Annotated in this window: 9 protein-coding genes; 6 read left to right on the top strand and 3 right to left on the bottom strand. The window is 74.2% G+C overall.

Features of this window, described 5'->3' with window-relative positions:
* Together PD653B2_RS13225 and PD653B2_RS25680 are read right to left on the bottom strand one after the other, a co-directional pair.
* Positions 1–1,256, bottom strand: a 1,256-nt coding sequence (locus PD653B2_RS13225) for a PAS domain S-box protein (protein ID WP_242665274.1), incomplete at its 3' end; no start/stop codon positions are given.
* Positions 1,257–1,389: 133 nt separating this feature from the next.
* Positions 1,390–1,872, bottom strand: a complete 483-nt coding sequence (locus tag PD653B2_RS25680) for a response regulator (RefSeq protein ID WP_085872843.1) — start codon at positions 1,870–1,872, stop codon at positions 1,390–1,392.
* A gap of 146 nt (positions 1,873–2,018) precedes the next feature.
* On the opposite strand from PD653B2_RS25680, the gene PD653B2_RS13215 reads away from it, so the two are divergent.
* The 6 genes from PD653B2_RS13215 (at position 2,019) to PD653B2_RS13190 (ending at position 12,145) form a co-directional block, all read left to right on the top strand.
* The gene (locus PD653B2_RS13215; protein WP_133058881.1) at positions 2,019–2,399 is read left to right on the top strand and encodes a hypothetical protein; all 381 of its coding nucleotides are present in this window, start codon (positions 2,019–2,021) and stop codon (positions 2,397–2,399) included.
* A complete protein-coding gene (locus PD653B2_RS13210) occupies positions 2,396–3,052 on the top strand; it encodes a response regulator (protein WP_085872841.1) in 657 nt (218 codons plus the stop codon). The genes PD653B2_RS13215 and PD653B2_RS13210 overlap by 4 nt, the downstream gene beginning before the upstream one ends.
* Positions 3,053–3,102: 50 nt before the next feature.
* A complete protein-coding gene (gene recC / locus PD653B2_RS13205) occupies positions 3,103–6,381 on the top strand; it encodes an exodeoxyribonuclease V subunit gamma (RefSeq protein WP_085872840.1) in 3,279 nt (1,092 codons plus the stop codon).
* On the top strand, positions 6,378–9,701 hold the full coding sequence (locus PD653B2_RS13200; protein WP_207559243.1) for a UvrD-helicase domain-containing protein: 3,324 nt from the start codon (positions 6,378–6,380) through the stop codon (positions 9,699–9,701). Before recC ends, PD653B2_RS13200 begins: the two co-directional genes overlap by 4 nt.
* Positions 9,698–11,455: an exodeoxyribonuclease V subunit alpha gene (gene recD / locus PD653B2_RS13195; protein WP_085872839.1), complete on the top strand. Its 1,758-nt coding sequence runs from the start codon at positions 9,698–9,700 to the stop codon at positions 11,453–11,455. Before PD653B2_RS13200 ends, recD begins: the two co-directional genes overlap by 4 nt.
* A gap of 96 nt (positions 11,456–11,551) precedes the next feature.
* A complete protein-coding gene (locus PD653B2_RS13190; RefSeq protein WP_242665271.1) occupies positions 11,552–12,145 on the top strand; it encodes an amino acid-binding protein in 594 nt (197 codons plus the stop codon).
* Between the two features lie 9 nt (positions 12,146–12,154).
* Here the strand turns inward: PD653B2_RS13190 and PD653B2_RS13185 are convergent, their stop codons facing one another.
* Complete coding sequence (locus PD653B2_RS13185; RefSeq protein ID WP_085872838.1) at positions 12,155–13,465, bottom strand: MFS transporter; 1,311 nt, start codon at positions 13,463–13,465, stop codon at positions 12,155–12,157.
* Between the last annotated feature and the right edge of the window lie 25 nt (positions 13,466–13,490).

Here is a 13,490-nt window from a genome sequence, read left to right as displayed (position 1 = left end):
GTGGCGTCGGCGTGCCGGCGTACGTTGCCCAGCGCTTCCTTGAAGATGCGCACGGCCTGCAAGCGCAGGTCCGGCGGGAGGTCGGCCCGAGCGGGGTCGCGGACGTCGAGGATGCGCTCCGTGCCCGGAGCCTCGAAGACGTGCTCGAGCGCGTCACGGAGCTGGTCCACCAGGGCGACCCCCTCGTCGGCCACCTCCAGGTCGAAGAGGAGGTGCCGCAGCTCGGCGACCACCTCGACGAGGCCGGCGTGGAGGGCGTCCACCGACGGGACCAGGTCGGGGGCGACCAGGTCGAGCTGCCTGCGGTGCATCCCGAGACGGAGGTCCAGGGCCGCCAGTGCCTGGACGGAGTGGTCGTGCACGTCGCCCGCGATCCGCGCCCGCTCCTGCTCCTGGGCCGCCACGAGCCTGCCCAGCAGCTCGAGACGCTGACCGTCGACCCGGTGCATCCGCTCCTGCGTGGCTAGGCGGTCCAGAGCGAACGAGAGGTTGTCGGCCATCGTCTCCAACACGGCGACGAACTGGTCCTCGATCAGCTCCCGTCGGGCTGCATGGACCACGAGCACCGCGACCGGTCGGCCGGCGCGCCGCAGGGCGAGGCCGGCGACGGCCGTGACGCCGGCCTCGAGCGCCCAGGTCCGCCACGAGCCGGAGGTCTCGGCGGCGACGTCCGCACACAGCCAGACCTTCCCCGTGGTCAGCACCCCGGTCAGGCCCGGCAGGTCCGTCGCGATCCCGGTCGGGTCGGCGCCGACCGGCCCGGTCTCGCCGACGTGGGCGACCACCTCGAGCAGGCCGTCGCCGGTCGACTGCGCGACAAACACGCCGAGCTCGTCGCTGACGCGGCCGACGACACGGCAGGCCGCGTCGTACAGCTCCTCGGGGCTCTGCGCGTGCAGGATCGCCGCGTTCAGCTCGGCGAGGGCGAGGTGCGCGTCGCTGAGGGCGCGGACCCGGTCCTCGGCGGCGCGCCGGGGGGTGATGTCCACGACCGCGGCCAGGACCCACGGTCCGTCGTCGGTCGGCAGCGGCGTGAGGCTGATCTCGACCGGGAACGTCGAGCCGTCCTTGCGCCGGGCCAGGAGGCCGAGGTCGTAGCCCATCGCGCGGGGGCGGGGATCGGCGACGTACTGCTCACGGAGCCGCCCGTGCAGCAACGCGTTCTCGACGGGCATCAGGAGCTCGACCGACTGACCGAGCAGCTCCGCGAGCGAGTAGCCGAAGTCCAGCTCGGCCTGGGGGTTCGCGTAGTTGATGACGCCGCTCGCCGTGACCGCGACGGTCGGCGACGCGCTGGCGTCGAGGATCTCGAAGATGACGTCCGGGTAGTCGACGTCGGGCCACCGGGGGTCTCGAGGACCCCCCGGGACCGCGCGTGTCGATCCCGGGTCAGTGATGGCTGTCGACCTCCTCGTTCGCCGCGACCAGCGCCGTGAGCGCCGTGGCGCCCGTCGGTACGGCCAGGATGACCTCTCCGGACGCGCAGCGGAAGACCAGGTCGGGCAGGGTGGCGCCGAGGGTTCCCTTGGCGAGGTAGCCCGACGCACCCGCTGCGACCACGGCGCGCACGTCGTGGGCGCCGGAGTGCGCGGACACGGCGATGACCGCGATCGGGACGCGGGCGAGGTCCCGCGCAGCCGCGGCCGCGCGGGCGTCCTCGATCAGGCCGCGCACCGCCGCGGCGCCGCCGCCGGGCATCCGGATGTCGACGAGCGCCACGTCCGGCCGGGTCTCCGAGGCAACCGTGCGCAGCTCGGCGCCCGTCGCGACGGCCGCCACCACGGCGAACCGGGGGTCATCGGTGAGCACGTCGCTGACGGCTTCCCGAAAGGCCCGGTCGTCGTCCCCGATCACGACCCGGATGATGCGCATGGGCACTCCTCGATAGATCTCGATCGTGGCACGTGCTCCGTTTCGGCGCCTCGCCCCCAGGCATCACATGTTCTAGTACCTTGGTACTAACTGACGCCGGTTCCAGCCCTCCGCGCGCAGTTGGCTCCTGGACGGGGTGCATGGTCGTGGATCGCCAGGTCGGTTCGCCCGCGGGCGACCAGGTCGCCAGCACTCTCCTCGCGCGCGTCTGGAGGATCGCCGACGCCAGCTATCTCGAGGAGTCGACGATCGACGCGATCGACGCGGTCGTGCTCCCTCAGATCGAACGCCTCGCGGGCTACTGCGGTGGCTACCTCCTCGCCGATCGTGACGGCGGCGCGATCCTGCGGATCTCGTTCTGGGACAGCCTGGTGCACCTGCGTGCCGCCGACGTGCTGGCGACCAACGCGATCGCCGGGATGATGGTCGTGACCTCCGGCGGGACCGTGTCCGAGGACATCTGCGAGGTGGTCCTCAGTGATCCCCCACCCCAGCTCGGCCGCCGCATCCGCTCGGAGGAGGGATGACCGAGGCGGCCGCGCCGCCGATCCGGGTGCTCGTGGTGGACGACCACGAGATGCTCGCCACGGCCCTGGCGCGAGTCCTCGACGAGGAACCCGACATGGTCAGCGTCGGCGTCGCGCCCGACCTGGCCCGGGCCCGTTCCCTCATCGCGGCGGCGGCACCCGACGTGGTCCTCCTCGACCACCGGCTGCCTGACGGCGACGGCGTCGCCGCCCTGCCGGAGCTGCACGCGCTGCGGCCCTCCGCGCGGTTCGTGGTCCTGACCGCGAGCACCGCCGACAGCGTGCTGGCCAGCGCCATCGAGGGCGGCGCCGCCGGCTTCGTCTCCAAGACGCGCGGCCTCGCCGAGGTCACCTCCGCCGTTCGCTCCGCCGCCCAGGGCGAGGTGGTGATCTCGCCGGAGATGCTGGCCCGCCTGCTGCCGCGCCTGCGCCGCGGCGGCCGGCCGGGCAGCCATGAGCTCACCGAGCGTGAGCGCGAGGTCCTGGGCCTGCTCACCGAGGGGCTGTCGAACGCCGCCATCGCCGAGCGGATGACGGTCAGTGTCTTCACCGTCCGCAACCACCTGGCCAACCTCTCGGCGAAGCTCGGGGCGCACTCCAAGCTCGAGGTGCTCTCCATCGCGATCCGTGAGGGCCTCGTCCCTGGGCGCTGACGCCGCTGCCGGCAGCACCGGGTGTCGGCTCGGCGCCGTAGGGTTCCCGCGTGACCCTCCGGATCCACCGCGCCGCGCGCACCGACGCGCTCGCGGACCGCCTGGGGGAGATGCTGGCCGCGCCGCTCGACGACCCCTTCGCGGAGGAGGTCGTGGTGGTGCCCGAGAAGGGCATCGAGCGGTGGCTCACCCAGCGGCTCAGCCACCGGCTCGGCACCGGCCCGCGGGGCGGTGACGGCGTGTGCGCCGGGGTCCGCTTCCTCCGCCCGACATCGCTGGTGTCGCTGCTCCTGGGTCGTGACCGCGACGACCCGTGGGACCCGGAGCGGCTGGTCTGGCCGCTGCTCGCCGCCATCGACGACCACCTCGACGACCCCGCGTTCGCCACGCTCGCCGCCCACCTCGGCCACGGCCGCGACGGCGCCGACGGCGAGCTGCGGCGCAACCGCCGCTACTCGGTCGCGATCCGGCTCGCGCACCTCTTCGCGTCCTACGCCCGGCAGCGCCCGTCGCTCGTGACCGGCTGGCGCGAAGGTCGCGACGGCGACCTCGCCGACGACCTGCGCTGGCAGGCCGAGCTCTGGCGCCGGCTGCTGCCGCGCGTCGACGCGCCGCCGCCCGACGTCCGGCACGCCGACACCTGTCGCGCCCTCGCGGCCGGGGGTGCCGAGCTCGACCTGCCCGGCCGGCTCTCGCTCTTCGGGCACACCCGCATCCCGGTCACCGAGGTCGAGCTGCTCGCGGCCCTGGGCGAGCACCGCGACGTGCACCTCTTCCTCCCCCAGCCCTCCCCGGTGCTCTGGGACGCCCTGGCCGGGGCCGGCGGCGTCGTCCCGCGCGACGAGGACACCTCGTCGGAGCGGGTGGGCCACCCCCTGCTCGCCTCGCTCGGCCGCGACGCTCGCGAGCTGCGCCGCACCCTCGACGGCGTCGGCGCCGAGCTGGTGGCGACCCCCGAGCCCGCGACCGACACCCTGCTCGGCCGGCTCCAGCACGACCTGCGGGCCAACCACGCCCCCTCCTTCGACGAGCGCGCCGGTCGCCGGCACGACGACGCCGACCGCAGCCTGCAGGTGCACGCCTGCCACGGCCCGGCGCGGCAGATCGATGTGCTCCGCGAGGTGCTGGTCGGGATGCTCCAGGACGACCCGACGCTCGAGCCGCGCGACATCCTCGTGATGTGTCCCGACATCGAGACCTACGCGCCGCTGATCTCGGCCGGGTTCGGGCTGGCGACCCACGACGGCCACCCTGCCCACGAGCTGCGGGTCAAGCTCGCCGACCGCGCGCTCAGCAGCACCAACCCGCTGCTCGCCGTCGCCGACACGCTTCTCGAGCTGGCCGGCGGCCGGGTCACTGCCGCCGACGTGCTCGACCTCGCGGGGCGCGAGCCCGTGCGACGACGCTTCGGCCTCACCGACGACGACCTCGACCGGGTCAGCCGCTGGGTGGCTCGCGCGGGCGTGCGGTGGGGGATCGACGAGGCGTCGCGCGCGGCGTTCCAGATGGAGCGCTTCCCCCACAACACCTGGCGGATGGGCCTCGACCGGATCCTGCTCGGCGTGGCGATGAGCGGCGACGACCACCGCAACCTGGGCCGGGGGCTGCCGCTCGACGACGTCGCCAGCTTCGAGATCGACCTGGCCGGCCGGCTCGCCGAGCTGGTCTCCCGGCTCGACGCCTGCCTCTCGCAGCTGCACGCCGCCCGCACGGTCGCCGACTGGACCGACGGCCTGCGCGGCGGTGTCCGCGCGCTCACCGACGTGACCGACGACGACGCCTGGCAGCTGCCGCAGTTCGAGCGCGAGCTGGCCCGCGCCGCGGCGTCCTCCCACGAGGGTGAGCTGGAGCTCCGGCTGCCCGACGTGCGCGCGCTGCTCCAGTCCCGGCTGGCCGGACGTCCCACGCGTGCCAACTTCCGCACCGGCACCCTCACCGTCTGCACGATGGTCCCGATGCGCTCGGTGCCGCACCGCGTCGTCTGCCTGGTCGGCCTCGACGACGGCGTCTTCCCCCGGGCCGGCACGGTCGACGGCGACGACGTGCTCGGCCGGCGGCCCCGGACCGGCGAGCGCGACGCCCGCAGCGAGGACCGCCAGCTGCTCCTCGACGCGGTGATGGCGGCGACCGAGCACCTCGTCATCACCTACACCGGCGCCGACGAGCAGTCCGGCGCGCGCCGCCCGCCCGCGGTGCCGCTCGGCGAGATCCTCGACGCCGCCGACCGCACCACCGCCGCGCCCGTGCGCGACCGGATCGAGGTGCGCCACCCGCTGCAGCCCTACGACGCCCGCAACTTCGCCCGCGCGGCGCCGTTCAGCTTCGACACGGCGTCGCTGGCCGGCGCCCGGTCCGCCTGGAGCGTGCGCCGCGAGCCGCCGCCGCTGCTCACCGGGCCGTTGGCCGAGCGGCCTCGTGAGGACGTCTCGCTCCAGGACCTCAAGGCGTTCCTGGTCCACCCGGTCCGGTCGTTCCTGCGTGAGCGGCTCGACGTGTCGACGCCGTTCGAGCCCGACGACCTGGCCGACGCGATCCCGGTGGCGCTCGACAACCTGGAGAAGTGGAAGGTGGGCGACCACCTCCTCACCGAGCTGCTCGCCGGGCAGGACGCGACCGCGGTGATGACCGCCGAGCAGCTGCGCGGCACGCTCCCGCCCGGGGGCCTGGGCACCGCCGCGCTCGCCGAGGTGGTCGAGGAGTGCCAGAAGCTCTGGGCCCGCTCCGCCGACGTCCGCGCGGGTGAGCGCCGGTCGGTCGACGTCGATGTCGACCTCGGCGGCGGTCGCCGGCTGACCGGCACGGTGCCGTCGGTCTACGGCACCCGCGTCGTGTCGCTCGGCTACTCCCGGCTCAAGGCCCGCCAGCGGCTGCTCACCTGGGTCGACCTGCTCGCGCTGAGCGCCTCGCACCCCGACCAGCACTGGACCGCCCACGCCATCGGCCGCGAGCGCGCCGGGCCGAAACGTGCGCTGTCCGGCCCGATCGACCACCGCGCCACCGACTGGCTGCGTGAGCTCGTCGACCTCCGCGAGCGTGGCCTGCGCGAGCCGCTGCCGGTGCCGATCGCGACCGGCGCTGCCTGGGCGGAGGCCCACGTGCGCGAGCTGATGGGCCAGGAAAACCCACCGGCCGAGGCCGCGCGCCGGGCGTGGGAGACCGACCCGCACCACCAGTTCGGCATCGAGGGCGAGGACGCCGACCCCTTCCACCAGCGGGTCTTCGGCTCCCGCGCTCCGGTCGAGGTGCTGCTCGACGCCGGTCTCGGCGAGCACGCCTGGAGGATCTGGGAGCCGCTGCTCACCGGTGCCGAGAGGGTGGGACCGCTGTGACCACCCCGCCGACCCCGTTCGACATCCGCGACCCGCTGCCCACCGGCACCGTGCTCCTCGAGGCCAGCGCCGGCACCGGCAAGACCTGGACCATCGGCGCCCTGGTGACCCGCTACGTCGCCGAGGGCGTCGCCACCCTCGAGCAGATGCTCGTGGTGACCTTCGGACGTGCAGCCAGCCAGGAGCTCCGCGAGCGGGTGCGCGCCCAGCTGGTCGAGGCCGAGGGGGTGCTGGGCGACGACCCGGCCGGCGCCGTGGCCGGCGACTCCGACCTGGTCGCGCTGCTGCGCTCGTGGGACGCCGAGCAGCGTCGCGTGGGCCACCGTCGGGTCACCGAGGCGCTGGCCGGCTTCGACGCGGCGACCATCGCCACCACCCACCAGTTCTGCTCGCTGGTGCTCGACTCGCTCGGCGTCGCCGGCGACACCGACTCCCGGGCCCGGTTGGTCGAGGACCTCGACGACCTGGTCAAGGAGACCGTCGACGACCTCTTCCTCCGGGCGTTCGCCTTCGACCAGGAGGGGCCGGTCTTCAGCCACGACGAGGCCCTCGCCATCGCCCGTGCCGCCGTCGGCGACCCGCAGGCCCGCCTCGAGCCCGTGGCCGAGGACCGCACGACGCCGGTCGGGCGCCGGGTCAGCTTCGCGAACGCCGTGCGCGCCGAGCTCGACCGGCGCAAGCGCCGGCTCGGCATCTTGTCCTACGACGACCTGCTCAGCCAGCTCGCCGACGCCCTCGCCCAGGAGGACGGCGCCGCCGCGCAACGGATGCGCGGCCGGTGGAGCATCGTGCTGGTCGACGAGTTCCAGGACACCGACCCGGTGCAGTGGCAGGTGCTCGACCGGGCCTTCCGCGGGCACGCCACGATGGTGCTGATCGGCGACCCGAAGCAGGCGATCTACGCCTTCCGTGGCGGCGACGTCACCACCTACCTCCGGGCCGCCGACAGCGCGACGCGCCAGCAGACGCTCTCGGTCAACCGGCGCAGCGACAAGCCGCTGCTCGACTCCTTCCAACGTCTGCTCGCCGGCGCCGCCCTCGGCGACGACCGGATCGTGGTCCGCGACGTCGAGGCCCACCACCACGAGAGCCGGCTCGCGGGCGCGCCTGCCCCGTCGCCGTTCCGCGTGCGCGTGGTGCGCCGCCAGGACCTCGGTCGCCGCGGCACCGGCACCCTCACCGTCGGCCAGGTGCGCCCGCACGTCGCCCAGGACCTCGCCCTCGACGTACGCCGGCTGCTCGCCTCGGGCGCCACCTTCGACGGCCGCCGGCTGCTGCCGCGCGACGTGGCGGTGATCAGCTACCGGCACGCCGATCTCGCGTCGGTGCGCGAGGCACTGCTCGGGGTCGGTGTCCCGGCCGTGATCGCGGGCGGCGGCAGCGTCTTCGCCACCCCGGCGGCGATGGAGTGGCTGACCCTCCTCGAGGCGCTGGAGCAGCCGCACCGCAGCGCCCGGGTGCGGTCGGCAGCGCTCACCTGCTTCGTGGGACGCACCGCGGCCGAGCTCGACGAGCGCGGCGACGACCTCACCGACGAGGTGGCCGACCTGCTGCGCGGCTGGGTCGAGCTGTTCACGACGCGCGGCCTCGCCGCCGTGCTCGAGGCCGCCAACGTCGCCGGCCTGCCCGAGCGGGTGCTCGCCGAGATCGGCGGCGACCGGCGGCTCACCGACCTGCGCCACATCGGCGAGGCGCTGCACGAGGTGACGCTCACCGAGCGCCATGGGCTGGTCTCGCTGCTCACGTGGCTGCGGGAGCAGGTGTCGGAGGGCCGTGCCGGGCGTGGCATCGAGCGCACCCGGCGCCTCGACTCCGACGCGGCCGCGGTGCAGCTGGTGACCATCCACGCCAGCAAGGGCCTGGAGTACCCCGTCGTCTACCTCCCCGCGCTCGCCGACCGGTTCGTGCCCAAGCCGACGCGGCCGCTCTTCCACGACGACGAGGGCACCCGCTGCCTCAACGTCGGTGGTGGCGGCGCGGGCTGGAGCGACCACTGCCGGCGGTGGGCCGACGAGGAGGCCGGCGAGTGGCTGCGGCTGCTCTACGTCGCCGTCACCCGTGCCCAGTCGCAGGTCGTCGCCTGGTGGGCGCCGACCAAGAACGCCGTGGCCTCGCCCCTCCATCGGATGCTGATGCGCGACCCCGACTCCGCCGACGTGCCCGAGACCCCGGCGGTGCCCGACGACGACGGCATCGTCGCGCTCTTCGCGCAGTGGCGCGACCGCGGCGGCCCGGCGCCCGAGCCGTCCGTCCTCGCCGACCCCGGCGCCGACCCGCCCCGGCCCGCGACGCCGGGGCTGGCCGCGCGGAGCTTCACCCGTGCGGTCGACACGGAGTGGCGGCGCGCGTCGTACTCCTCCCTCAGCAAGCTCGACGCCGCCACCGGGCCGGCCGGCCCGAAGGGCGCCGTCGTGAGCGAGCCGGAGGTGTCGGCGAAGGACGACGAAGAGCTCGACCCGATCATCGAGACCGCCGCGCCCCCACCCGGCGACGTGCCGTCGCCGATGGCCGGGCTGCCGGTGGGGGCGACCTTCGGCTCGCTCGTGCACGCGGTGCTCGAGCACACCGACCCCGAGGCCCCCGACCTGCGCGCCGAGCTGCTCGGCCACATCGACGAGCAGCTGGGCTGGTGGCCGGTCGCCCTTCGAGACGGCGGCTCCGCCGCCTCCTCAGGGACCGGTTTCAAGGAAGAGCTGGCCGACGCGCTGGTCGCGGTGTGCGACTCGCCGCTCGGCCCGCTCGCCGCCGGCCTGACGCTGCGCGAGCTGCCGCTGCGCGACCGGCTCCGCGAGATGGACTTCGAGCTCCCGCTCGGCGACGGCCTCCTGGGCGCGATCGCGCCGCTGCTGGAGCGGCACCTGCCGCCCGGCGACCCGGTGCGGCAGTACGCCTCGACCCTGGCCGGACCGCTCGGCGAGCAGACCCTGCGCGGCTACCTCACCGGCTCGGTCGACGTCGTCCTCCGGCTCCCCGGCCCCCGCTACGTCGTCGTCGACTACAAGACCAACTGGATCGGCCCGATGGACGAGCCGCTCACCGCCCACAGCTACCGGCCCGAGGCGCTCGACGGCGCGATGGGCCACTCCGACTACCCGCTCCAGGCGCTGCTGTACGCCGCCGTGCTGCACCGGTTCCTGCGCTGGCGCCAACCCGGATACGACCCCGAGCAGCACCTCGGCGGCGTGCTCTACCTCTACCTGCGCGGCATGTGCGGCCCGGAGACGCCGCTCGTCGACGGCGCCCCGTGCGGCGTCTTCGCCTGGCAGCCGCCGGTCGCGCTGGTCGAAGCGCTCTCCGACCTCCTGGACGGTGCGCGATGACCGAGCTGTGGGAGCCGGCCGGCGAGCACGACTGGCGGCTGGCCGCCGGGGCCTCCGGCCTGCTCGCGACCTTCAACGAGGCAGGGGTGCTCACCTCCTCCGACGTCCACGTCGCGACCCGCATCGGCGTGCTCGGCGGCGAGGACGACGAGCGGATGCTGCTGGCGGTCGCGCTCGCGGTGCGCGCGGTGCGGCGCGGGTCGGTCTGCCTCGACCTTGCGACCGTCGTCGACGTCGACCCCGCCCTCCCGTGGCCCGACGCCTGGCCGATCGAGGACTCCCCGTTGGTGGCCGCGGGGGTCGTCCGCTGGGAGCTCGGGCTGCTCTACCTCGACCGCTACCACCGGCTCGAGACGCAGGTCCACGACGACCTCGTGGCCCGGCTGGCGCAGGCCGCGCCGGGCGTCGACGAGGACGGTCTGGAGGCGGCGCTCGCGCGGGTCCGCGACGGCCACTTCAGCCCGGAGCAGGAGGCGGCGGTCGTGGCCGCGCTTCGGCGGCGTACGACCATCCTCACCGGCGGCCCCGGCACCGGGAAGACGACCACCGTCGCCCGGTTGCTGGCGCTGCTCGCCGGCCAGGAGGGCGGCGGTCTCGCCATCGCGCTCGCCGCGCCCACCGGCAAGGCCGCGACGCGGCTCCAGGAGGCGGTGACCACCGAGCTCGCGGAGGTGGCGAAGGCGTGGCCCGAGGCCCCGGCCCTGGTCGGCCGGCTCGACGGACTGACGCTGCACCGGCTGCTCGGTTGGCGGCCCGACAACGCGACCCGCTTCCGCCACGACCGCGGCAACCGGCTCAAGTACGACGTCGTCGTGGTCGACGAGGCGTCGATGGTCGAGCTCACGATGATGGGCCGGCTGCTGGAGGCGCTGCGGCCCGAGTGCCGGCTGGTGCTCGTCGGCGACCCCCGCCAGCTCACGTCCGTCGGCGCCGGCGCGGTGCTGAGCGACCTGGTCGCGGGCTACGAGGGTCGCGCCGACTCCCCGGTCGCGGCCCTCACCGAGAACTTCCGCTCCGAGCAGGACATCAAGGCTCTCGCTGCCGCGCTGCGGGCCGGCGACGCCGACGAGGTCCTCGAGGTGCTCCGCACGCCCTCGGACCAGGTGACGTTCGTCGAAGCGTCCGACGAGGACGAGATCGAGGCCGCGCTGCGCCCCGACTCGGTCGCGAGCGCGCGGGCCGTGTGGGAGGCCGCCACCCGGGAGGACCCGGGCGCCGCCCTCGACGCCCTCGACCGCTACCGGCTGCTCTGCGCCCACCGCGAAGGGCCCTACGGCGTACGCCGCTGGAACCACCTCGTCGAGCGCTGGATGGTCGAGGACGTCGGCGCCGAGATCTACGCGGAGTGGTACGTCGGTCGCCCGCTGCTCGTGACCAGCAACGACTACGCGCTCGACGTCTACAACGGCGAGACCGGGGTCGTGGTGCGCCGCGACGGCCGGCCGCGGGCGTTCGTGGCCGGCTCGGAGCGTCTCAAGGAGTTCGCGCCGGGCCGTCTCGACGCGGTCGAGACCATGCACGCGATGACGATCCACAAGAGCCAGGGCAGCCAGGCCGACCGGGTGACGGTGCTGCTGCCCGACGCGGGATCCCGCCTGCTGACCCGCGAGCTGTTCTACACCGCGGTCACCCGCGCCCGCCGGCACGTGCGGGTGGTGGGCACCGAGTCCGCCGTCCGCGCCGCGGTCGACAACCGGGCGCAGCGGGCCACCGGCCTCCGGCTGCGCCTCGCCCAGCACACCCTCGAGAGCTGAGCCACCCGGCCCACGCCCTGGGCGCGGAAACCGCCCCGCAATCTGGTGCGGTTATGGTCGAGGCAGATTGGAGTGCTGATGCCTTACCTCGTGCGTGTGGAGCTTCCGGACATCCCCGGCTCGCTGGGTCGGGTCGCGACCGCCATCGGTATGGCCGGCGGTGACATCGAGGCCATCGAGATCGTCGAGAAGCGCCACGACGGCACCGCGGTCGACGATGTGCTGCTCGAGATGGCGCCGGGCACGATGCCCGACTCGATCGTCTCGGCGTGCAACGCGCTGGACGACGTCCGAGTCGTCTGGATCAACCGGTACGCCGCCGGCGGCAACCTCTTCCTCGACCTCGAGGCCGTCGAGGAGCTGACCGCCGACCCCGAGCGCGCGCTCAACCGTCTGGTCGACCTGCTGCCGGTCACGTTCCGTGCCGACTGGGGCGCCCGGGTGAGCAAGGTCGACGGCATCGTCCACGCGACCGGTGCTGCGCCCCAGGACCTGACGTGGGTCCCCGTCGAGCGCGCCGAGCTGCTCGCCACCGACGACGACAACATCCACTGCGGCGTCCGGCTCAACAAGACCGAGATCGTCATCATCGGCCGTCGGGGCGGCCCCGAGTTCCTCGACTCCGAGATCGCCCGGCTCGGCCACCTGGTCGGCCTCGCCGTGTCGATCTCCCGCGCCGCCAAGCACTGAGCGCCGGGGTCAGCGCACGGAGCGGATCCTCGTCACGAAGACCGAGCCGAGGACCGCGACGAGGAACGCGCTGAGGTAGAGCACGCAGTAGCCGACGGAGAACCGGTCGCCGTTCGTCTCGGTGACGCCACCCGTGGCCTCGACGACGATCAGGACCAGCGCGGCGATGAACGGCGCGAACACCTGCGGCAGCGCGTTGGCGATGTTGATGACGCCGAGGTCCTTGGCGCGGTCGTCCGCACGCGGGAGCACCTGGGTGATCATCGCGAAGTCGACCGACGTGTAGATGCCGTAGCCGACGCCCATCAGGATCGCCGCCAGCACCGTGGTGGGCCAGCTCTGGCCGACGGCCAGCAGCAGGGAGGCCACGGAGCCGACCAGGCCGGACCAGATGACGAACACCTTCCGGCGCCCGGACCGGTCGCTCCAGATGCCGAAGGCCACCGCTGTCGCCATCAGCACGGCGGCGTAGATCCCGGTCAGCAGGAACACCCGGTCGGCGGCGTCGTCCTGGTCGAAGCCGAGCACGTCCTGCATGTAGTAGAGGAGGTAGAGCAGCCCCAGCGCGTTGCCGAGGTTGACCAGGAAGCGGGTCAGCCACGCCCAGGCGAAGTCGGGGTAGGTGCGTGGCGACACCCAGAAGCCCGTGGCGAACGCGCCCCAGTCGAACGGGGGCGGGTGCTCACCCGGCGCGAGGGCGAGGTCGCGGGCGTCGAAGCAGTACGGCAGTGTCAACAGCACGAGCACGGCCGCGGTCACGACGTACCCCGCCGCGATGCTGCCGGTGGCCGACGCGATGCCCACGCCCCCGACCACGCCGACGGTCTGGGCGATCGCGAGGACGCCGCCGACCCTGCCGCGGGTGCCGACCGGCACCTGGTCGGGGATGGTCGCCGTCACGGCGGCGAGCATCGCGTTGAGCGCCGCCTGCACGCCACACCAGCCGAGCGCCATCACCACCACGCTGTCGGCGACGGAGAGCAGGAGCAGCGACAGGGCGCCGCCCAGGGCACCCGCGACGACCCAGGGCAGCCGGCGTCCGGCGCGCAGCGTCGTCCGGTCGGAGAACGCGCCGAAGACCGGGTTGCACACCACGGAGACGAACGCGCCCAGGCCGAGCACGAAGGTGAGGATCTCCTTCTTGTGCTCCGCGTCGATCGCCTCGGCCTGCTGGGCGAGCAGCACCTGGATCGGGCCGAAGAACCCGGCCCACAGGCCGATGCTGGCGATGGTCAGGAAGACCACCCAGCGGACCGGTGGGTTCGTGGTCGGCTCGGCCAGCGCGGAGCGCGCGGGTGCGGTGGCGGTCACAGCCGCCATTGTGGAGGCGGGCGCGGGTGGGGGT

Origin of the sequence: Nocardioides sp. PD653-B2, assembly GCF_002117935.1 — a bacterium.
Taxonomy (GTDB): Bacteria; Actinomycetota; Actinomycetes; order Propionibacteriales; family Nocardioidaceae; genus Nocardioides.
This window is presented reverse-complemented; position numbering and strand designations above follow the sequence as displayed.